Raw genomic sequence first — 21344 nt, 5'->3', positions numbered from 1 at the left:
AGTACAGCGATCTAATGTCTCTTTAGTTCAGTAACAGCCTTAGCGAATAGGCTCTACTCCTGCTTGTTGCAAATTCGATAAGTATAAAAAAATCAGCCCCTTGGTTTTAAATCAAGGGGCTGATTTTTTTTATATAATTCTTTATCTAAAAGCTTAGAGCATCATACCTGTCGGTAGTGATCCTGCATTTGATAGGAACGTGCATAGAGCGCGAATATCACCGCCGCAAGAAGAGCAAATCCCGCGAAGAAGAACATTTGGAATGCCGTCACACTCATCCCCGTCTGGACAATTTGCTCGGTCACCGCAGGGCTCTTCACACTCACGTTGGCGAGCAATACCCAAAGGTTACCGACCGTCACTGAAAGGGTCCAAAAGCTCATAATTGTGCCCTTCATAGCCTTAGGTGCTTGGCTATAGGCAAACTCAAGACCCGTCGCCGATACCAATACCTCACCAAATGTCAGTAAGGCATAGGGTAGGATCTGCCAGAAGATAGACAGCGCCGAGCCACCGTCCATCATCAATTGAATCGTCCCGACGACAATCCAACTTAAGCCAGTAATCGCTATCCCCGCGCCCATTTTACGCAGCGCCGTTAATTTCACGCCCATGCGCTCAATCGCAGGATAAAGAACGAAGTTATTGAATGGGATCAGTAGCATAACCAGCAATGGGTTTAACGCCTGCATCATAGCAGGCTCAAACCACTGGGGTTTGACCATATCGTTAGCCTGCAAAATCCATGTAGAAGCTTTTTGATCGAACAGTGACCAGAATGGTGTCACTAAGGCAAATAATACCAAAATACGCAGCACTGAACGGACGCCATCCACAGCCAAATCAGGATGAATACCTCTTGCCCGCTCAAGTTGTAACGAAGCCCCAAGGCCAACAAATCCCATTAACAGCACCATAGCGCTACAAAGACCAGCCACAATGCCCAAGGTCGGAATGTTCACCAGCGCATAAGCGGCAGAGACGCCACCAATTAAGGCTAGCACTAAACCAATATTGGCCTTGCCTTCGTTCTTAGTGAGCAATGCGCTGCGGATCACTGGTAAAAATCCATGGGGATCCTTAGGTTCTGGCGGCATGTGCACATAGCGTTTGCGGCCTAACCAGAAAAACACTGTTGCGATAAACATCAGTACACCGGGGATCCCGAAAGCCACTGCCGCCCCAAAATTCTTAAGTAACAATGGCATAGACAAGGATGCGAAGAAGGAACCGAAGTTGATCGTAAAATAGAACATATCAAAGGCTTTTTGCGCCAAAGACTTGTTACTCTGATCAAACTGATCACCCATAAAGGAAGATACTAGAGGTTTAATCCCGCCCGAACCTAAGGCTATTAAGAATAAACCCGTGTAAAAACCTTGCACACTGTGCTCAAAAATAGCCAAGAAAGCATGGCCCACACAATAGAGTAAGCTTAACCACAGAATAGTGTTGTACTTACCAAAGAATCTATCAGCAATCCAACCACCGAGTAATGGGAAAAAATACACCCCAATCACAAACGAATGGAACACATCCTTTGCCACAGCCCCACGAAGATCTTCAGGGATTGAGAGTAAAAGTGCCGTCATCAAGAATGGTGTTAGAATGTTGCGCATGCCATAGAAGCTGAAACGCTCACAGGCTTCACTGGCAATAATATAGGGTATTTGGCGTGGCCACTTTGGCGCATCAGCAGGAGTAGTCATCTGTTATCCTATTATAATTGTTATATAAAATTTACTTTCATAGCGATAAAACCAAGATTACAGCCAAGGATACTAGCAGACTGCAAATCAATAGTGAGTAAATTTATACAGTAAAACACTGTAAATAGATGTAAGCCCCAAAAATGATAGAAGTTAACGACCACAGAGAGCAGTAACAATGACCAAGATAGCGATATTAGTCGGTACCACCCTCGGCAGCAGTGAATATATTGCGGATGAAATGCAGGCTCAACTCACGCCATTAGGACATGAAGTTGATACCTTTTTGAGCCCAACATTGGATGCTCTGCAACCTTATTCCCTTTGGATCATCGTTTCATCGACACACGGAGCCGGTGATCTGCCCGACAATTTACAGCCATTTTGTAAAGAACTGCAGCTAAACACGCCGGATCTTACCCAAGTCCAGTTCGCCTTATGTGCAATTGGCGATTCGAGTTATGACACATTTTGCCAAGGCCCTGAAAAATTAATTGAAGTTCTCGAATACAGTGGTGCAAAAGTCATTGTGGATAAGATCCAGATCGATGTACAACAAGATCCTGTGCCGGAAGACCCAGCTTTAGCCTGGTTGGCACAATGGCAAGATCAAATTTAAGATTCTCTCTTGGAAAACATCCCAAACAACCCACAGTTTAGATCTAGTTTATCCACATAAAAGCAATTCAATGTATATTTTTGTGGATAAACTATTATTTAGATCTGATCAACCTCTGTGCTATTAACAACCTGATCCGCTCAAAGATCCACCCTGTGGATAAATAGCGGATCTATCCCCACCTTTTATGACAGTAGATCGCCTCTAGATCACAAGAATGAAAACTTGTTACCTATTGATATAAATAAGTAAATAGCCTTACCCACAGGGAAGTGCGATCCTAATAGTAAACATAATAAGAAGATCTATATAAAGATCTTAAGATCTATTAGTCCCGATCCTATGGATCCATTTTCTAAAAATGATCATTCACCTCATTCAAAGCAAATGCTAAAATGATCGGCTCACGTTGGGTCTCTTAAGTTACTAAAGGTAGGGTCATGCATTTTCATGAACGGTTTGATGTTATTGTTGTAGGTGGTGGTCATGCCGGAACTGAAGCCGCATTGGCTGCAGCAAGAATGGGCTCTAAGACATTATTGCTGACGCACAATCTTGATACTTTAGGACAAATGTCATGCAACCCTGCAATCGGTGGTATTGGCAAAGGTCATTTGGTAAAAGAAATCGATGCACTAGGCGGTGCAATGGCGATCGCAACCGACTATGCAGGGATCCAATTTAGAACCCTAAACTCGAGTAAAGGCCCAGCGGTAAGAGCAACTCGGGCTCAGGCCGATCGCGCTCTATATCGTCAGAAGATCCAAAACATTCTGCAAAACCAACCCAACTTACGTATTTTCCAACAGGCGGTTGATGATCTGGTTGTTGAGAACGATCGCATCGTGGGTGTGGTTACCCAAATGGGACTAGCCTTTGAAGCACCTGCAGTGGTACTGACAGCGGGTACCTTCCTAAGCGGCAAGATCCACATTGGTTTAGAAAACTACAGTGGCGGTCGTGCTGGCGATCCACCATCAATCGCACTCGCCCACCGTTTACGCGAGTTGCCTATCCGTGTTGGCCGTTTAAAAACCGGTACACCACCACGTATCGACGCTAATACCATCGATTTTACCCAGATGACAGAGCAAAAAGGCGATACGCCATTACCTGTGATGTCATTTATGGGCGATGTGAGTCATCACCCTAAACAAATTTCATGTTGGATCACCCATACCAATGAAAAAACCCACGATATTATTCGTGGAGGCTTAGATCGCAGCCCTATGTATTCAGGTGTGATCGAGGGAATTGGTCCACGTTACTGCCCTTCTATCGAAGATAAGATCCATCGTTTTTCAGATAAATCATCTCACCAGATCTTTATCGAACCTGAAGGCTTAAATACTAACGAGATCTACCCTAACGGCATATCCACCAGCTTGCCTTTCGATGTGCAGTTAAATCTGGTTCGTTCGATCCAAGGTATGGAAAATGCTGAGATTGTTCGCCCAGGTTATGCGATTGAGTACGATTATTTCGATCCAAGGGATCTTAAAAACTCGTTAGAAACCAAAACTATCAATGGTTTGTTCTTCGCTGGCCAAATCAACGGTACCACGGGTTACGAAGAAGCTGGAGCACAAGGTTTACTCGCGGGGATGAACGCTGCGCTGCAGATTCAGGACAAAGAAGCTTGGTGTCCTCGCCGTGATGAAGCTTACATCGGTGTATTGGTTGACGATTTATCAACCTTAGGCACCAAAGAACCCTACCGCATGTTTACCAGCCGCGCCGAATACCGCCTATTGCTGCGTGAAGACAACGCCGATCTGCGCTTAACGGCAAAAGGTCGTGAATTAGGACTGGTTGATGATGCGCGTTGGGCATCTTTCAGTGAAAAACTAGAATCGATCGAGTTAGAGCTACAACGTCTACGTAGTCAATGGATCCATCCAAATTCACCATTAGTACCAGTGTTAAATCCGCATTTAAACACACCTATTTCCCGTGAAGCGTCGTTTGAAGAACTGCTGCGTCGTCCCGAAATGGATTACAGCAAGTTGATGCAAATTGAAGGCTTTGGCCCAGGACTTGCCGATCCGCTTGCTGCCGAGCAAGTACAGATCCAAGTGAAGTACTCTGGTTATATCCAACGTCAGCAGGAAGAGATCAACAAAGCGGTACGCAATGAGAACACTGGTTTGCCATTGAACCTTGATTACAAAGAGGTTCCAGGGCTTTCAAATGAGGTTATTGCTAAGTTAAATAGCCATAAGCCTGAAACCATTGGGCAAGCATCGCGTATCTCAGGTATTACTCCGGCAGCGATTTCAATTCTGCTGGTGCATCTGAAAAAACGCGGTTTATTACGCAAGAGCGCGTAAAAGCTAGCTTAATCGCCAGTTTGGTCGCAGAAGGGAAGCATTCAGGCTTCCCTTCGACGTTTCAGGGCTTCATAATAGCCAGCGAGTTTATAATCGTATCTTTATTGAGGTTGTTCAGTGTTATCTGCCCAGTTAGAGGCCTATTTAGCCGAAATTAATCTGCCCGCCACGGCTGAGCAGAAAAAACAACTGCTTGATTTTGTTGGCATGCTCAACAAATGGAATAAAGCTTATAACTTAACCTCGGTAAGAGATCCTGAGGCGATGCTTGTCCGTCATATCATGGATAGCTTAGTGGTGTCGCCCTATTTGCAGGGCGAGCGCTTTATCGATGTAGGTACCGGTCCTGGGTTGCCCGGCATTCCCTTAGCGATTATGAATCCCGATAAAACCTTTGTGTTGCTCGATAGCTTAGGCAAGCGCATCCGTTTTCAAAAACAAGTGGCCTTTGAACTCGGCATTCACAATATTAGCTCGATAGAGAGCCGAGTTGAGGCTTATCAACCAGAGCAAAAGTTCGATGGAGTGCTCAGCCGCGCCTTTGCCTCAATCCATGATATGTTGACATGGTGCCATCACTTGCCTGCTGAGCATGGACAATTTTATGCGCTTAAGGGACAACTGAGTGATGAAGAGATGCAACAAATCCCCGCTGGATTTGTGGTGACCGAAACCATCGAACTCCAAGTGCCTAGACTCGATGAGCAAAGACATTTACTCAAAATAATCAAAGAATAACAGGCTTAAAGCTCCTCATATCATATGGATTTTTAAGTAGGCAATAAACCAGAATTTACATACAGGGTGACATTGTGGGTAAAGTAATTGCCGTGGCCAACCAGAAAGGTGGCGTAGGGAAAACAACAACTTGTGTCAACTTAGCCGCCTCATTAGCCGCGACTAAGCGTAAAGTGCTGCTGATCGATCTCGATCCTCAGGGCAATGCTACCATGGGCAGTGGTGTCGATAAATACGAAGTCGAGAATACGGCTTACGAATTGCTGGTTGAAGAAAAGCCCTTCGATGAAATAGTGGTCAAAGATACCACGGGAAAATACGATTTGATCGCCAGTAACGGCGATGTGACTGCGGCAGAAATCAAACTCATGGAGTTTTTTGCCCGTGAAGTGCGTTTACGTAATGCGCTCGCCCCGATAAAAGACCAATACGATTATATCTTTATCGACTGCCCTCCTTCGCTCAACATGCTGACGGTCAATGCCATGTCGGCTGCCGACTCTGTACTGGTGCCAATGCAGTGTGAGTACTTTGCGCTTGAAGGTTTAACCGCCTTGATTGATACCATTACCAAATTGGCAGCGGTGGTGAATCCTGGTTTGGGTATCGAAGGGATCCTACGCACTATGTACGATCCACGTAATCGTCTCTCAAATGATGTGTCCGATCAGCTAAAACAACACTTTGGCGATAAGGTTTATCGCACTGTGATCCCACGTAACGTGCGTTTGGCCGAGGCGCCGAGCTTTGGTGCACCCGCTATGTACTACGATAAATCGAGTGCGGGGGCTAAGGCTTATTTGGCGCTGGCTGGTGAGATGATCCGCCGTTCCGAACAGAAAACTCAGGCTAAGCGAGCGTAAAGGATAACCATGACGTTAAAGAAAAGAGGGTTAGGTAAAGGCTTAGATGCCTTACTGAGTAACAGCCACGCCGCGAGTAAAAAACACACGGAAGAAGTGGTTGTTGTCGATAAAAAAGAAGAGCTTATCCATCTTGACCTCGACCTGTTACAACCGGGCAAATATCAACCTCGTAAGGACATGTCTCCCGAGGCATTGGAAGAACTCGCTCATTCCATCCGCAATCAAGGCATTATTCAGCCGATTGTGGTGCGTCCTGTCAGCGATAGCCAGTATGAGATTATTGCCGGTGAACGCCGTTGGCGTGCTTCCCAATTGGCGGGAATTGAAAAAATTCCTTGTATCGTTAAACCTGTGCCAGATGAAGCGGCGGTTGCCATCGCCTTGATTGAAAACATCCAACGTGAAGACTTAAATGCCATGGAAGAAGCCATTGCATTACAACGTTTGATGCAAGAATTTGAGCTGACTCACCAACAGGTCGCCGATGTTGTGGGAAAATCTCGTGCGAGTGTATCTAACTTGTTACGGTTAAATGGTTTAAATGAACCGGTTAAGCGTCTACTCGAGTATGGCGACATAGATATGGGCCATGCACGCGCTTTGCTCGCAATTGAAGGTGAAGAACAAACAAATCTGGCGAGATTAGTGGCGGCCAAGGAATTAACCGTTCGCGAAACTGAACGATTGATTAATCAAACCTTAAATCCGCCCAAACCCGTCGAAACTACGACTAAAGATCAAGATGTTTGTCGTTTAGAGCAGCAGTTAATTGAAAGATTAGGTGCTAAGGTTTCGATTGCTCATAGCAGTAAGGGTAAGGGTAAAATTGTAATTAACTATCAGAATCTGGCTGAATTAGACGGAATTATTAGCAAAATTCGTTAATGTCTGTAGATTAACAGTTTTTAATGTAAATTTGTGACATATGTTAATTTTGGATTTTGACTGTTTTGGCGCTATATCACGTTAAAAGTGCTGTTTTTCCTTATCTCAAAGTTGCAATGAAGGCGTGAAAAGGTATACTTTCGCAAGCTTTTTGTGCATCGACAAAAATACGGATATTTGTCATCCGGTCATCGAAACAAAAAGTATGAATGCGGAGAGGATGAGTTGAGTAAGGTTTTAGCGCGTCGTGGCCGGTGGTCAGCCTATAAATTGGTGATGATGCAGGCGGCGGTGGCTGGGGGTGCTTCAATTCTCTTTTTCGTCGTGTGGGGAGTTCAGTTTGGCTATTCTGCGTTAGCAGGTGGTTCAATTGCTGTGCTCCCTAATTTTGTATTCGCGACCCTCGCTTTCTCTCATACGGGAGCAAGTTCAGCTGCAAAAGTGATTAAAACTTTTTACTGGGGGGAAGCGGTAAAGTTGCTGTTAACCATCGCAATGTTTTCATTGGTGTTTAGCAAGCTCGAGGTGGCATTTATGCCGCTTTTTGTTTGTTACGTACTGACGTTGATAGTGCATTGGACAGCACCTTTATACTTCAAGCAAAGTTAAGTGGGATGAATCATGGCTGCAACTGGTGAAGCGTTAACACCGCAGGGCTATATCCAGCATCACCTTACCAACTTACACGTTGGTGAAGGTTTCTGGACATGGCACATTGATTCGTTGTTCTTTTCGGTTGGTCTTGGTGTTCTGTTCCTGTGGATTTTCCGTAGTGTTGGTAAAAAAGCGACTTCAGGTGTTCCCGGTAAGCTGCAATGCTTTATCGAGATGATCGTTGAGTTCGTTGATAACAGCGTGAAAGAAAGTTTTCATGGCCGCAATGCCCTGATCGCGCCTTTAGCTCTGACCATTTTTGTATGGGTATTCATGATGAACTTCATGGATATGCTCCCTGTAGACTGGCTGCCTTGGTTAGCAAGTTTAGCGGGCGTTCCATACTTAAAAGTGGTTCCGACGACTGACGTAAACATCACCTTCAGCTTAGCTATTGGTGTGTTTGTGCTGATTATTTACTACAGCATTAAGGTCAAAGGCGTGTCTGGTTTTGTTAAAGAACTGACGCTACAGCCCTTTAACCATAAGGCAATGATACCCGTCAACCTCCTATTAGAGACTGTTACCTTAATCGCTAAACCAATTTCATTGGCATTGCGTCTATTCGGTAACTTGTACGCAGGTGAGTTGATCTTCATCCTTATTGCGCTGATGTATGGTACCAACTTGTTATTATCTTCCCTGGGTGTGACTCTGCAACTAGGTTGGTTAATTTTCCACATTTTGGTTATCACGCTGCAGGCGTTTATCTTCATGATGTTGACCATTGTTTACTTAAGCATGGCACATGAAGATCATTAAGGATTGCTGAAGAAATTTTAAACTAAATCATCAACTAATTAGATTTAGATTTTAGATACTGGAGATACAGATGGAAACGATTTTAGGCATGACAGCTATCGCTGTTGCTCTGCTGATTGGTATGGGTGCTCTTGGTACTGCAATCGGTTTCGGCTTATTAGGTGGCAAGTTCCTGGAAGGCGCTGCGCGTCAACCAGAAATGGCTCCTATGCTGCAAGTTAAAATGTTCATCGTAGCGGGTCTGCTTGACGCCGTAACAATGATCGGCGTTGGTATCGCATTATTCATGCTGTTCACCAACCCGCTGGGTGCAATGCTGTAAGAAAACGCTTCTGTCTTAACTCTAAATAGGAGGCTGTTGTGAATTTCAACGCTACCCTAATCGGTCAGACGGTCGCCTTTATCATCTTCGTGTGGTTCTGCATGAAGTTTGTATGGCCCCCTTTGATGAATGCCATCGAAGCGCGCCAAAAAAGGATTGCTGACGGTCTAGCTGATGCTGATCGTGCGGTAAAAGACCTGGAGTTGGCTCAAGCGAAAGCGACTGACCAACTAAAAGAAGCCAAGGTGACTGCTAACGAAATTATTGAGCAAGCTAACAAGCGTAAAGCTCAAATAGTTGAAGAAGCTAAAGCCGAAGCAGACGCTGAGCGTGCAAAAATCATCGCTCAGGGTAAAGCAGAAATTGAAGCTGAACGTAATCGCGTGAAAGAGGATCTGCGTAAGCAGGTTGCTACTCTTGCCATCATGGGTGCTGAGAAGATCCTTGAGCGTTCTATTGATCCAGCCGCCCACAGTGACATAGTTAATAAACTAGTCGCTGAAATTTGATAAGGGAGTTTGAGTTATGGCTGAATTAACCACCATCGCTCGCCCTTACGCAAAGGCAGCTTTTGACGTTGCTGTTGAACACAACGCAGTGGATAGCTGGGCAGAAATGCTCACGTTTGCCGCACTGGTAAGTGAAAACGAAACCATGCAGCCACTGCTAACTGGCTCTTTAGCCAGTACAAAACTTGCCGCACTCTTCATTAGTGTGTGTGGTGAGCAAATCAATGAGCAAGGTCAGAACTTGATAAAGGTAATGGCTGAAAACGGTCGCTTAAAGGTACTACCTGCTGTATCTGAGCTTTTTGCTCAATACCGTAATGAGTGGGCAAAAGAAGTGGAAGCCGATGTGGTTTCTGCAGCTGAGCTCAGCTCTGAACAAAAGCAGCAGATCAGTAATTCTTTAGAGAAACGTCTCGCACGCAAAGTTAAGCTGAATTGCAGCACTGACGCCGCGCTCATCGCCGGTGTAATTATTAAGGCAGGTGACTTAGTCATTGATGGCTCTGTCCGCGGTAAGTTATCGCGTCTGTCTGAAAAGCTGCAGTCGTAATTGGGAGTTTGAGCATGCAACTGAATTCCACTGAAATCAGCGATCTGATTAAGCAGCGGATCGAGCAGTTCGAAGTCGTTAGCGAATCTCGTAACGAAGGTACTATCGTTGCGGTTAGTGACGGCATTATCCGCATCCACGGTCTAGCCGATGTGATGCAAGGTGAAATGATCGAACTGCCTGGTAGCCGTTTTGCAATCGCGTTGAACCTTGAACGTGATTCTGTCGGTGCCGTAGTAATGGGTCCTTATGCTGATTTAGCAGAGGGCGTAAAAGTTAAAACTACTGGCCGTATTCTGGAAGTTCCAGTCGGTCGCGGCCTGTTAGGCCGTGTAGTTAACACTCTGGGTGAGCCAATTGATGGAAAAGGCGCTATCGACAACGATGGTTTCTCTCCTGTTGAAGTGATCGCACCAGGTGTTATCGAGCGTAAGTCAGTAGATCAACCAGTTCAAACTGGTTATAAAGCCGTTGACGCTATGATCCCAATCGGTCGTGGCCAACGTGAATTGATCATTGGCGACCGTCAAACTGGTAAAACAGCTATGGCGATCGACGCAATCATCAACCAGCGCGATTCTAGCATCAAGTGTGTGTACGTAGCGGTAGGCCAAAAGGCTTCTACAATCGCTAACGTAGTACGCAAGCTAGAAGAGCACGGTGCATTAGCTAACACTATCGTTGTAGTAGCAACAGCTTCTGAAGCTGCAGCACTGCAATACTTAGCACCATACTCTGGTTGTGCTATGGGTGAATACTTCCGCGACCGCGGTGAAGATGCTCTGATCGTATACGATGACCTGTCTAAGCAAGCTGTTGCTTACCGTCAGATCTCGTTACTGCTGAAGCGTCCACCAGGCCGTGAAGCTTATCCTGGTGACGTATTCTATCTACACTCTCGTTTATTAGAGCGTGCTTCACGCGTAAACGAAGAATATGTAGAGAAGTTCACTAAGGGTGCTGTAACAGGTCAAACCGGTTCTTTAACCGCGCTGCCTATTATTGAAACTCAGGCGGGTGACGTATCTGCATTCGTACCGACCAACGTAATTTCTATTACTGACGGTCAGATCTTCCTTGAGACCGATCTGTTTAACTCTGGCTTACGTCCAGCTGTTAACCCAGGTATTTCTGTTTCTCGTGTTGGTGGTGCGGCTCAGACTAAGATCATCAAGAAACTGTCTGGTGGTATCCGTACCGCTCTAGCACAGTATCGTGAACTTGCTGCGTTCTCACAGTTTGCATCTGACTTAGACGATGCAACTCGTGCTCAACTTGAGCATGGTGTGCGTGTTACCGAACTGATGAAGCAAAAACAATATGCTCCTATGAGCGTAGCCGCTCAAGCTGTGTCAATTTTCGCAGCTGAAAAAGGTTACCTGAAGGGCGTTGAGCTGAAAAAAGTTGGTGATTTCGAAGCCGCTCTGCTCTCGTACATGAACAGCGAGCATGCTGCTTTAATCAAGCTTATCAACGAGACTGGCGATTATAACGCCGATATCGAAGCTGAATTAAAAGCTGGCCTCGACAAGTTCGTAGCAACCCAAACCTGGTAACAATGATAGAGGTGTCTTAAGGCACCTCAGGTCCAGATTGGAGAGTAGAGATGGCCGGCGCTAAAGAGATTAAAACCAAGATCGCGAGTGTGAAAAACACTCAGAAGATCACGTCCGCCATGGAAATGGTGGCAGCCAGCAAAATGCGCAGAGCGCAGGAACGCATGGCTGCAAGCCGTCCATACGCGGAAAGCATGCGTAAGGTGATCGGTCACGTAGCGCAAGGTTCTCTCGAGTATAAACACCCCTACTTAGAGGTGAGAGAGGCCAAGCGGGTTGGTTACATTGTTGTAGCAACCGACCGTGGCCTTTGTGGTGGTCTGAACGTCAACCTCTTTAAAAAGGTTGCTTCAGACGTGAAAAGCTGGAAAGAGCAAGGTGCAGAATTTGAATTTTGCCCAATTGGCGCTCGTAGTGTTCAGTTTTTCAAAAGCTTTGGCGGTCAAGTATCTGCCCATGCTTCAGGTTTAGGCGATGCGCCAAAGCTCGCTGACCTGATCGGGACAGTACGTGTAATGCTAGATGCTTACAACGAAGGCAAACTGGATCGTCTGTACGTAGTGTTCAACAAGTTTGTAAACACTATGACGCAGACTCCTGTGATCGAGCAGCTGCTACCTTTGCCTAAATCGGAAGATGATGAGGTTGCTCATCGTTGGGACTACATCTACGAGCCAGATCCAAAAGCCCTTTTGGATACCTTATTGGTTCGTTATGTAGAATCTCAGGTTTACCAAGGTGTTGTTGAAAACATTGCTTCTGAACAGGCTGCCCGTATGGTGGCGATGAAGGCGGCAACAGACAACGCGGGTACACTGATTGACGATTTGCAATTGGTCTATAACAAGGCTCGTCAGGCTGCGATTACGCAGGAACTGTCGGAAATTGTTTCTGGTGCCTCTGCGGTTTAGGTTAGGTAACGAATACAAGTTTTAGAGGATTAATCATGAGCACAGGTACTGTTGTCCAAGTGATTGGCGCGGTTGTGGACGTAGAGTTTCCACAAGATGCCGTACCTCAGGTATATGACGCTCTGAAGATCACAGGTGAAGGCTCCTGTAATGGTTTGGTGCTGGAAGTTCAGCAACAACTAGGTGGTGGTGTAGTTCGTACCATCGCTATGGGTACTTCTGATGGTCTGCGTCGTGGTCTTGAGGTAGTAAACTCAGGTTCACCTATTTCTGTTCCTGTTGGTACCGCCACTCTTGGCCGTATCATGAACGTATTAGGCGACCCTATTGATGAAGCTGGCGCAATTGGCGAAGAAGAACGTTATGTGATTCACCGCAGCGCTCCTTCATACGAAGAGCAATCAAACACGACTGAACTGTTAGAGACTGGTATCAAGGTTATCGACCTTGTATGTCCATTCGCTAAGGGTGGTAAAGTAGGTCTGTTCGGTGGTGCGGGTGTTGGTAAGACAGTTAACATGATGGAACTGATTAACAACATCGCTAAAGCTCACTCAGGTCTTTCTGTATTCGCCGGTGTAGGTGAGCGTACTCGTGAGGGTAACGACTTCTACTACGAGATGAAGGATTCTGGCGTTCTCGACAAAGTAGCCATGGTTTATGGCCAAATGAACGAGCCACCAGGAAACCGTCTGCGTGTAGCACTGACCGGTCTGACTATGGCTGAAAAATTCCGTGACGAAGGTCGTGACGTTCTGTTGTTCGTTGACAACATCTACCGTTACACCCTAGCCGGTACTGAAGTATCAGCACTGTTAGGTCGTATGCCTTCTGCAGTAGGTTACCAACCCACTCTGGCTGAAGAAATGGGCGTTCTGCAAGAGCGTATTACTTCAACTAAGACTGGTTCTATTACCTCTGTACAAGCGGTATACGTACCTGCGGACGACTTGACTGACCCGTCACCAGCAACAACCTTCGCTCACTTAGATGCGACTGTTGTATTGTCACGTCAAATCGCTTCTCTGGGTATTTACCCAGCGGTTGACCCACTGGATTCTACTTCTCGTCAATTAGATCCATTGGTTGTTGGTCAAGAGCACTATGACGTAGCTAACGGTGTACAAACTGTTCTGCAACGCTACAAAGAGCTGAAAGACATCATTGCGATTCTCGGTATGGACGAACTGTCAGACGAAGATAAGATGACCGTTTCCCGTGCACGTAAGATTGAGCGTTTCTTGTCTCAGCCTTTCCACGTAGCAGAAGTCTTTACTGGTTCTCCTGGTAAGTACGTATCTCTGAAAGACACTATCCGTGGCTTCAAGGGAATTCTGAGTGGCGAGTTCGACCACATTCCAGAACAAGCGTTCTACATGGTTGGTTCTATCGACGAAGCTGTCGAGAAAGCTAACAAAAAGAAATAACTAAGTAGTCATACTTAGTTTTTTAAGGAGAACGGGATGGCAGCCATGACAGTACAGCTTGATATAGTAAGCGCAGAGAGCAGCATCTTCTCAGGTCGCGTAGCTAGCCTACAAGTGACCGGTTCTGAAGGTGAGTTGGGCATCATGCATGGCCACGCTCCACTGTTAAGCTATATCAAACCTGGCATGGCGCGCATCGTCAAACAAGACGGCAGCGAAGAAGTGTTTTATCTTTCTGGTGGTTTACTGGAAGTACAACCTTCTTCTGTTTCTGTGTTGGCTGATGTGGTTATGCGTGCCAAAGATATTGATGAGCAGGCAGCATTAGAAGCCAAGCGTCGTGCAGAAGCCCATATGGCGACTGCGGGTGCGGACTTCAATTATGACGCCGCTATGGTTGAGTTAGCGAAAGCAATGGCTCAATTACGTGTTGTTGAAACCATCAAGAAAAACATTGCCAGATAAAGGTTATTGTTTGTGATAAAAGGCGGTTATCGAAAGATACCCGCCTTTTTTGTTGGTTTTTTCGCTGCGTTTTGATATCTGCCTTTCGCTTTGCTGCGCCTTTCCGTTAAAATTGCGCCATTAAATCGAGCTCAGTTTATCCCTTTGGGATGTTAATCAAGGATATAGCAATGGCATTAAATGTAGTGATCTTAGCGGCAGGAAAAGGAACTCGCATGCGCTCGGATCTTCCCAAGGTATTACATCCTATCGCCCACAAGAGCATGGTGCAGCATGTTATCGATACAGCCCACAGTATCGGCAGCGATGCCATTCAATTGGTTTATGGCTATGGCGCCGACAAATTAAAATCGGCTTTGGGTGAGCAGCAACTCAATTGGATGTTGCAAGCCGAACAGTTAGGCACAGGCCATGCGGTCGCTCAGGCGATTCCTAATATCGATGATAATGACACTGTGCTGATCCTCTACGGTGATGTGCCGTTAATCCAAGCCTCTACGCTTGAAGCTTTGCTTGCTGCGCGTCCCGATAATGGTGTGGCGATTTTAACCGTTAATCTTAGTAATCCAACTGGCTATGGCCGTATCGTGCGCGAGCACGGCAAGGTTGTCGGTATCGTCGAGCAAAAGGATGCCAATGCCGAGCAACTCACCATTAATGAAATCAACACAGGCATTATGGCGGTTCCTGGCAAGGCGTTAAAAACCTGGCTTGGTCGCCTATCGAATAACAATGCTCAGGGTGAATACTACCTGACCGATATTATCGCCATGGCCCACGCTGACGGGGTTGAGATTAATACCGCTCAGCCACAATCTGCCATTGAGGTGGAAGGTGCTAATAACCGCGTGCAACTCGCCCAATTAGAGCGAGCTTATCAGGCCCGCGAAGCTGAGAAGCTGATGATCGCTGGTGCAAACCTACGTGACCCAAGCCGTATCGATATCCGTGGTGAAGTGACGGTCGGTATGGATGTAATGGTCGACGTGAACGTGATTTTCGAAGGCAAAGTCGTGATTGGTAATAACGTTAGCATCGGCGCTGGCGCGATTCTTATCGACTGTGAAATTGCCGATAATGCCGAGATCAAACCTTACTCTATTATCGAAGGCGCTAAGCTGGGCGTTGCCGCCAGTGCCGGGCCTTTTGCCCGTTTACGCCCAGGTGCCGAGTTAATGCAGGATGCCCATATCGGCAACTTCGTTGAGATGAAAAAGGCCGTTTTAGGTGTGGGTTCTAAGGCGGGTCATTTAGCCTATCTAGGTGATGCACAAATCGGTGCGGGCGTGAATATTGGTGCGGGCACTATTACCTGTAATTACGATGGTGCCAATAAACATTTAACCGTGATTGAAGATGATGTGTTTGTTGGGAGTGATACTCAGCTGGTAGCGCCTGTGACCATTGGTAAAGGCGCGACACTCGGTGCAGGGTCAACAATTACCCGTGATGTGGGTGAGGATGAGCTAGTTATCACCCGTGTTAAACAAAAGCATCTGACTGGCTGGCAACGTCCGGTAAAGATTAAGAAATAATGGCGTAGTACTCAGTCAACATAAAGCGGCTTATTGCCGCTTTATGTTTTTTTGTCAAAGCTAAAAATCCTCACCAAATAAAAATTAGCCAAATTAATGTTGAATTAAGACTGTAATGTTAAGGCTAATTCATTGTTTTTATTGAAAGTTGATCTAGGTCACGCTGAATTGTAAATTCGTGTAAAGATGATTAAATAAAAACAATTCTTATTTATATTGCCTGCAATTCTAAGACGAAAGGTCTACTTGAGGTGTTGGCAATGGTATTTAAATATTCAGTTGTAGGTTTGGCCGTAGGGTCTGCATTAATGGCGATGCCTGTTATAGCCGAAGCGCCAAACGATGCAAACATTGAGCGCATTAATGTCACTGGCCGTACATTTAACGACTACAAAGTGGGTAGTGCATCCGGTGCTATGCGTGGTGATATTGATTTAATGGATACACCACAATCCGTGAATGTTATCCCTGACTTTGTCACTGATGAGCAATTAGCGACTAACCTTGCGGAAGTCTTAGTTAACGATTCGAGCGTAACGGCGGGTACCACTCGTTGGAACCGCCAAGTCTTCAGTATTCGTGGTTTTGAATTAGATTCAGGCAACGGTTATCTGATCAACGGCCACCAGCAATGGTCTCATTACGTTCAACCTATCGAAACCCTGCAGCAGGTAGAAGTTCTTAAAGGCCCTTCGAGCATGTTGTATGGCCAATCTGGCCCCGGCGGTTTGGTGAATATGGTCACCAAGAAGCCTACCTACGATTCTATGCTCAACTTAGGGTTTGATACCGACGGTTACGGCTCTACCCGTGCGCAGTTAGATGCGGGTGGCAGCTTAAACGAGGCTCAAAGCATTCGTTACCGCGGTGTGTTAGTCAAACAAGACACTAAATACTGGCGTGAATATTCAACGACCGATGAAAACCAAGAACGTGACCGTTGGTTAGGTTATTTGAACCTAGAATTCGATATCAGTGATGATCTGTTATTGTCGCTGAAATACGACCATACCCAAGATAAAACCGGTATCGATGCTGGCAGTTGGTTAGATAAGCAAGGTAATGTTGTCGGCCAGCGTAAAACCATCTGGGATGCGCCTTGGGCCTTTACCGATAACACGGTTTCAAATTTAGGTGCCGATTTAACTTGGCATATGAGTGACGATTGGAAAGTTAAACTGGGTTATAACGATCAACAGTTTAACCGCCAGCGTTTCGATTCTGCGCCGCAATATAATGAAGATCCATTTACTAGTGGTTATAAAATAAAGCCATTCGATCGTTACGATGATTGGCAACATAAAACCGCTTATATCGATTTTACAGGCGAGTTTGCATTAGCGGGTATGGAACATCAATTACTGATTGGTGCTAACTACCTCGATTATTATTATGGTCAGTATATAGAGAGATATGTTAACAAGGCGACTAAAGGCACTATTACCGTTGTCCCTGGCCTGCCAGTTGCAAAACCTGATTTAGATTATCATAGAGATACCACTAAGTATGAAAGCGATTACAAATACTATGGTTTCTATCTGCAAGACTTAATGACCATCAACGAACAATGGAAATTGCTCGCAGGTGTACGTTATGACGAACAGAAAAAAAATGGTGAAGGTGAAAATAGCTATGCCGTATCGCCAAAATTTGGGGTGATCTACTCACCTACAGATAACGGCAGTATTTATGTTAACTATTCAAAAAGCTTCACCCCGCAAGGTGCAGTGAATAACGAATATGACGTAAACAATAAGCTTAATTTAAAGCCTGAATACGGTATTCAATATGAAGTGGGAACTAAGTGGGAATTGTTTGACGATAGCTTGTTATTAACGGCTGCGGCATTTGATATCACACTTGAAAACATCACCATTTCTGAGAAATTACCCACGCCTATCGGTGATTACACTGATATTACCACCCAAGGCGGTGAGCAAAAACACCGTGGTTTTGAAGTCGGTGCCCAAGGTAAGCTAGGTGATAGCTGGTTTGTAACTTCATCTATGATGTACCTCGATGCTGAGTATCAAACGGGTGATGAGCGTGAAGGTAAAACGCCTATCGATGCCCCTGAATGGTCGGCCAATATCTGGACTCGTTATGAAGTAACCGATAACTTTGCAATGAACTTCGGTGCTATCTATGTTGGCGAGCGTTTTGCTAACCTGGATAACACTATCAGTAAAGACGGTTATGTTCGCTTCGATATTGGTGCTGCCTACACTATGGATATTATGGGTAAAGACGTAAGCATCCGTGCGAACGTGAGAAACCTGTTTGATACCGATTATATCGATGGTGGTCAATACAATATGGTGACCCTAGGCCAAGACCGTAACTTCAGTGTAGCACTTGAAGCTAAGTTCTAACTTCACTTTCGACGCTTAAGTTTTAGCTCGCTCAAAGCAGTTCATCGATAGGTGAACTGCTTTTTTATTGCTTTTCATTAGGTTAATTTTAAAAACTCAGCAACTACATCATTTTCACTCTAAAAACACCTTTCGAATACTAGCAAAAATGTTTCGTTTCTCTATAATGTAACTTTCGAATCGAAAGTTAACTGAAAGGTTTTATGAATAAACGAAACACACAGCAACGACGCCACAGTATTATCAGCATTCTGAATGAACAGGGTGAAGTGAGTGTCGATGAGTTGTCATTACGTTTCGAAACCTCAGAAGTAACTATTCGCAAAGACTTGGCAGAGCTTGAAAAAACCGGACTATTGCTACGCCGCTATGGTGGTGCTGTGGCTATTCCCGATGAAGTGACACAACAGTTTTCTGCCAAGATTGCCCCTAACAAGTTATCCATCGCTAAAGCCGCGGCGCAGCTGATTAAAGATCACAATCGCATCATCATCGACAGTGGCACCACCACTTCAGGCCTGATCGCCGAGCTGAATCACAAGCGTGGGCTGGTGGTCATGACCAATGCCTTACATTTGGCGAATGCGATTCATGAACTGGAAAATGAGCCCACCCTGTTGATGACTGGTGGTACCTGGGATCCCCATTCTGAGTCGTTCCAGGGGCAAGTGGCCGAGCAGGTATTACGCTCCTATAACTTCGACCAACTGTTTATCGGTGCCGACGGTATCGATTTAGCGCGCGGCACCACCACCTTTAATGAGCTGACAGGTTTAAGCAAGGTGATGGCTGAGGTTTCGCGCGAAGTGATCGTGATGGTGGATTCGGACAAAATTGGTAAGCGGATCCCTAACTTAGAACTACCTTGGACGCAAATCAGTGTGCTAGTCACCGATGCTCGCATCGATGAGAGCGCCCTTAACCAAATTACCGAGCAAGGCGTGAAAGTCATCTTAGCGCCCTACTCGCCTTAGGCATTTGCCCGTGATAAACCAAAGCAAATGTCTAAAACAACTTCATTTTTATTTTTCATTTTATAGGTAAAAACTATGTGCGGAATCGTTGGCGCCGTGGCGCAAAGGGATGTGGCCGAAATTCTGGTCGAAGGTTTACGTCGTTTAGAATATCGTGGATATGACTCCGCTGGTGTTGCCGTTATCCACAATGGCGAGCTCAATCGCACTCGCCGCGTGGGTAAAGTGCAGGAGCTCTCTGCCGCACTCGAAACCGACCCGCTAGCGGGCGGCACAGGTATTGCGCATACACGTTGGGCGACCCACGGTGAGCCAAGCGAGCGCAATGCTCACCCACATTTATCGGAAGGCGATATTGCCGTGGTGCACAATGGCATTATCGAAAACCATCATAAACTGCGCGAAATGCTTAAAGAGCTGGGCTATCACTTCAATTCTGATACCGACACCGAAGTGATTTGCCACTTAGTTCATCACGAATTAAAAACGCACGACACCTTACTGGCTGCGGTGCAAGCCACGGTAAAACAACTCGAAGGCGCTTATGGCACTGTGGTGATTGACCGTCGCGATAGCGAGCGCATGGTTGTGGCGCGTTCTGGTAGTCCACTGGTAATTGGTTTTGGTTTAGGTGAAAACTTTGTCGCCTCTGATCAATTGGCGCTATTGCCTGTGACCCGTTCTTTCGCGTTTTTAGAAGAAGGTGATGTGGCTGAAGTGACTCGTCGCACAGTGAGCATTTTCGATGTGCATGGCAATAAAGTTGAGCGCGAAGTTAAAGAATCTGAAATCACCCACGATGCCGGTGACAAAGGTGAATATCGCCACTATATGCTCAAAGAGATTTATGAGCAGCCATTGGCGCTGACACGCACTATCGAAGGTCGCATCGCTAACAAGCAAGTGCTCGACACGGCTTTTGGTGATAATGCTGCTGAGTTCTTAAAAGATATCAAGCACGTACAAATCATTGCCTGTGGTACTAGCTATCATGCGGGTATGGCGGCGCGTTATTGGTTAGAGGATTGGGCCGGCGTTTCTTGTAATGTCGAAATCGCCTCCGAATTCCGCTACCGTAAGTCGCATTTGTTCCCGAACAGCCTGTTGGTGACCATTTCTCAATCGGGCGAGACTGCCGATACGCTGGCGGCGATGCGCCTAGCTAAAGAAATGGGTTATAAGGCGACGCTGACTATCTGTAACGCTCCTGGCTCTTCCTTAGTCCGTGAGTCTGATATGGCGTACATGATGAAAGCGGGTGCTGAAATTGGCGTTGCTTCAACTAAAGCCTTTACCGTGCAATTAGCGGGTTTGTTAATGCTGACGGCGGTGATCGGTCGCCATAATGGTATGTCTGAGCAAATGCAGGCGGAGATCACCCAAAGCCTACAGTCTATGCCTGCCAAAGTGGAACAAGCCTTAAGCTTAGATGATGCGATTGCCGAATTGGCGGAAGACTTTGCCGACAAACACCATGCCTTATTCCTTGGCCGTGGCGATCAGTACCCGATAGCCATGGAAGGTGCGCTCAAACTAAAAGAGATCTCCTACATCCATGCTGAGGCATATGCCTCTGGCGAACTGAAACATGGTCCACTGGCGTTGATTGATGCCGACATGCCCGTCATCGTGGTTGCGCCAAACAACGAACTGTTAGAAAAGCTGAAATCTAACGTTGAAGAGGTGCGTGCCCGTGGAGGCTTAATGTATGTCTTCGCCGATGTGGATGCTGAGTTTGAATCTGACGAGACCATGAAGGTTATCCCAGTTCCACATTGCGATATCTTTATGGCACCGCTGATTTACACTATCCCATTACAGTTGCTCTCGTATCACGTTGCCTTAATTAAGGGCACCGATGTGGATCAACCACGTAACCTTGCTAAATCGGTGACGGTGGAATAAATCGGAAGCAATTAAAAAACCGCCTGTGGGAGAGTAATAAAGTCTCACACTAAGTAATAAAGATTCATACTGAGTATTAAAGTATCATACTAAAATGGCAGCGTTCTCATAGGTACGCTGCCATTTCTAAAACGTTTATGCTCCAAAGCTCGTTAGAACACCTTTAGTCAAACGAATGAGTCGCCCTACAAAATCTCATCTATAAACCCTGCTTTTCGTGCTTTATCTGCTTGTTTGACTGTTCGAAATTGGATA

General features: G+C 45.9%; 19 protein-coding genes. 18 read left to right on the top strand and 1 reads right to left on the bottom strand.

Going from position 1 to position 21344, the window contains the following annotated elements:
- Window positions 1-161: 161 nt before the first annotated feature.
- Complete coding sequence (locus ACK5NH_RS13750; RefSeq protein WP_416920934.1) at window positions 162-1709, bottom strand: POT family MFS transporter; 1548 nt, start codon at window positions 1707-1709, stop codon at window positions 162-164.
- Window positions 1710-1887: 178 nt separating this feature from the next.
- Between ACK5NH_RS13750 and mioC the strand changes: the two genes are divergently transcribed.
- From mioC to glmS, 18 genes are all read left to right on the top strand, one after another.
- Entirely contained in the window at window positions 1888-2328 is a 441-nt protein-coding gene (gene mioC, locus ACK5NH_RS13745; RefSeq protein WP_416920932.1) for an FMN-binding protein MioC, read from the top strand.
- Window positions 2329-2768: 440 nt separating this feature from the next.
- The gene (mnmG, locus tag ACK5NH_RS13740; RefSeq protein ID WP_416920930.1) at window positions 2769-4658 is read left to right on the top strand and encodes a tRNA uridine-5-carboxymethylaminomethyl(34) synthesis enzyme MnmG; all 1890 of its coding nucleotides are present in this window, start codon (window positions 2769-2771) and stop codon (window positions 4656-4658) included.
- A gap of 117 nt (window positions 4659-4775) precedes the next feature.
- Window positions 4776-5396 (top strand): 16S rRNA (guanine(527)-N(7))-methyltransferase RsmG, encoded by a 621-nt coding sequence (gene rsmG / locus ACK5NH_RS13735; protein WP_416920927.1) that lies wholly within the window; start codon window positions 4776-4778, stop codon window positions 5394-5396.
- Window positions 5397-5470: 74 nt separating this feature from the next.
- Window positions 5471-6259 (top strand): ParA family protein, encoded by a 789-nt coding sequence (locus ACK5NH_RS13730; protein WP_011718840.1) that lies wholly within the window; start codon window positions 5471-5473, stop codon window positions 6257-6259.
- A 9-nt stretch (window positions 6260-6268) separates the two neighbouring features.
- Window positions 6269-7147 (top strand): ParB/RepB/Spo0J family partition protein, encoded by an 879-nt coding sequence (locus ACK5NH_RS13725; RefSeq protein ID WP_416920924.1) that lies wholly within the window; start codon window positions 6269-6271, stop codon window positions 7145-7147.
- 225 nt (window positions 7148-7372) lie between these two features.
- Complete coding sequence (locus ACK5NH_RS13720; RefSeq protein ID WP_011624652.1) at window positions 7373-7756, top strand: ATP synthase subunit I; 384 nt, start codon at window positions 7373-7375, stop codon at window positions 7754-7756.
- A 12-nt stretch (window positions 7757-7768) separates the two neighbouring features.
- On the top strand, window positions 7769-8563 hold the full coding sequence (gene atpB / locus ACK5NH_RS13715; RefSeq protein ID WP_011624651.1) for a F0F1 ATP synthase subunit A: 795 nt from the start codon (window positions 7769-7771) through the stop codon (window positions 8561-8563).
- 70 nt (window positions 8564-8633) lie between these two features.
- Window positions 8634-8885 (top strand): F0F1 ATP synthase subunit C, encoded by a 252-nt coding sequence (atpE, locus tag ACK5NH_RS13710; protein ID WP_006083840.1) that lies wholly within the window; start codon window positions 8634-8636, stop codon window positions 8883-8885.
- Between the two features lie 38 nt (window positions 8886-8923).
- Entirely contained in the window at window positions 8924-9394 is a 471-nt protein-coding gene (gene atpF, locus ACK5NH_RS13705) for a F0F1 ATP synthase subunit B (RefSeq protein ID WP_011624650.1), read from the top strand.
- Between the two features lie 16 nt (window positions 9395-9410).
- Window positions 9411-9944 carry a F0F1 ATP synthase subunit delta gene (gene atpH / locus ACK5NH_RS13700; RefSeq protein ID WP_416920921.1) on the top strand — a complete coding sequence of 178 codons (534 nt, stop codon included), beginning with the start codon at window positions 9411-9413 and terminating at the stop codon, window positions 9942-9944.
- Between the two features lie 14 nt (window positions 9945-9958).
- On the top strand, window positions 9959-11500 hold the full coding sequence (gene atpA / locus ACK5NH_RS13695) for a F0F1 ATP synthase subunit alpha (protein ID WP_416920919.1): 1542 nt from the start codon (window positions 9959-9961) through the stop codon (window positions 11498-11500).
- A 50-nt stretch (window positions 11501-11550) separates the two neighbouring features.
- On the top strand, window positions 11551-12411 hold the full coding sequence (gene atpG / locus ACK5NH_RS13690) for a F0F1 ATP synthase subunit gamma (RefSeq protein WP_416920917.1): 861 nt from the start codon (window positions 11551-11553) through the stop codon (window positions 12409-12411).
- Between the two features lie 35 nt (window positions 12412-12446).
- Complete coding sequence (gene atpD / locus ACK5NH_RS13685; protein ID WP_011718832.1) at window positions 12447-13838, top strand: F0F1 ATP synthase subunit beta; 1392 nt, start codon at window positions 12447-12449, stop codon at window positions 13836-13838.
- 36 nt (window positions 13839-13874) lie between these two features.
- Entirely contained in the window at window positions 13875-14303 is a 429-nt protein-coding gene (locus ACK5NH_RS13680; RefSeq protein ID WP_011624645.1) for a F0F1 ATP synthase subunit epsilon, read from the top strand.
- Between the two features lie 170 nt (window positions 14304-14473).
- Window positions 14474-15838 carry a bifunctional UDP-N-acetylglucosamine diphosphorylase/glucosamine-1-phosphate N-acetyltransferase GlmU gene (gene glmU, locus ACK5NH_RS13675; protein WP_416920914.1) on the top strand — a complete coding sequence of 455 codons (1365 nt, stop codon included), beginning with the start codon at window positions 14474-14476 and terminating at the stop codon, window positions 15836-15838.
- A gap of 260 nt (window positions 15839-16098) precedes the next feature.
- Window positions 16099-18210 carry a TonB-dependent receptor gene (locus ACK5NH_RS13670; RefSeq protein ID WP_416920912.1) on the top strand — a complete coding sequence of 704 codons (2112 nt, stop codon included), beginning with the start codon at window positions 16099-16101 and terminating at the stop codon, window positions 18208-18210.
- 203 nt (window positions 18211-18413) lie between these two features.
- A complete protein-coding gene (locus tag ACK5NH_RS13665) occupies window positions 18414-19184 on the top strand; it encodes a DeoR/GlpR family DNA-binding transcription regulator (protein ID WP_416920910.1) in 771 nt (256 codons plus the stop codon).
- A 75-nt stretch (window positions 19185-19259) separates the two neighbouring features.
- Window positions 19260-21089 (top strand): glutamine--fructose-6-phosphate transaminase (isomerizing), encoded by a 1830-nt coding sequence (gene glmS / locus ACK5NH_RS13660; protein ID WP_416920908.1) that lies wholly within the window; start codon window positions 19260-19262, stop codon window positions 21087-21089.
- Window positions 21090-21344: the final 255 nt, after the last annotated feature.

The organism is Shewanella sp. (assembly GCF_047975355.1).
Classification (GTDB): domain Bacteria; phylum Pseudomonadota; class Gammaproteobacteria; order Enterobacterales; family Shewanellaceae; genus Shewanella.
This window is presented reverse-complemented; position numbering and strand designations above follow the sequence as displayed.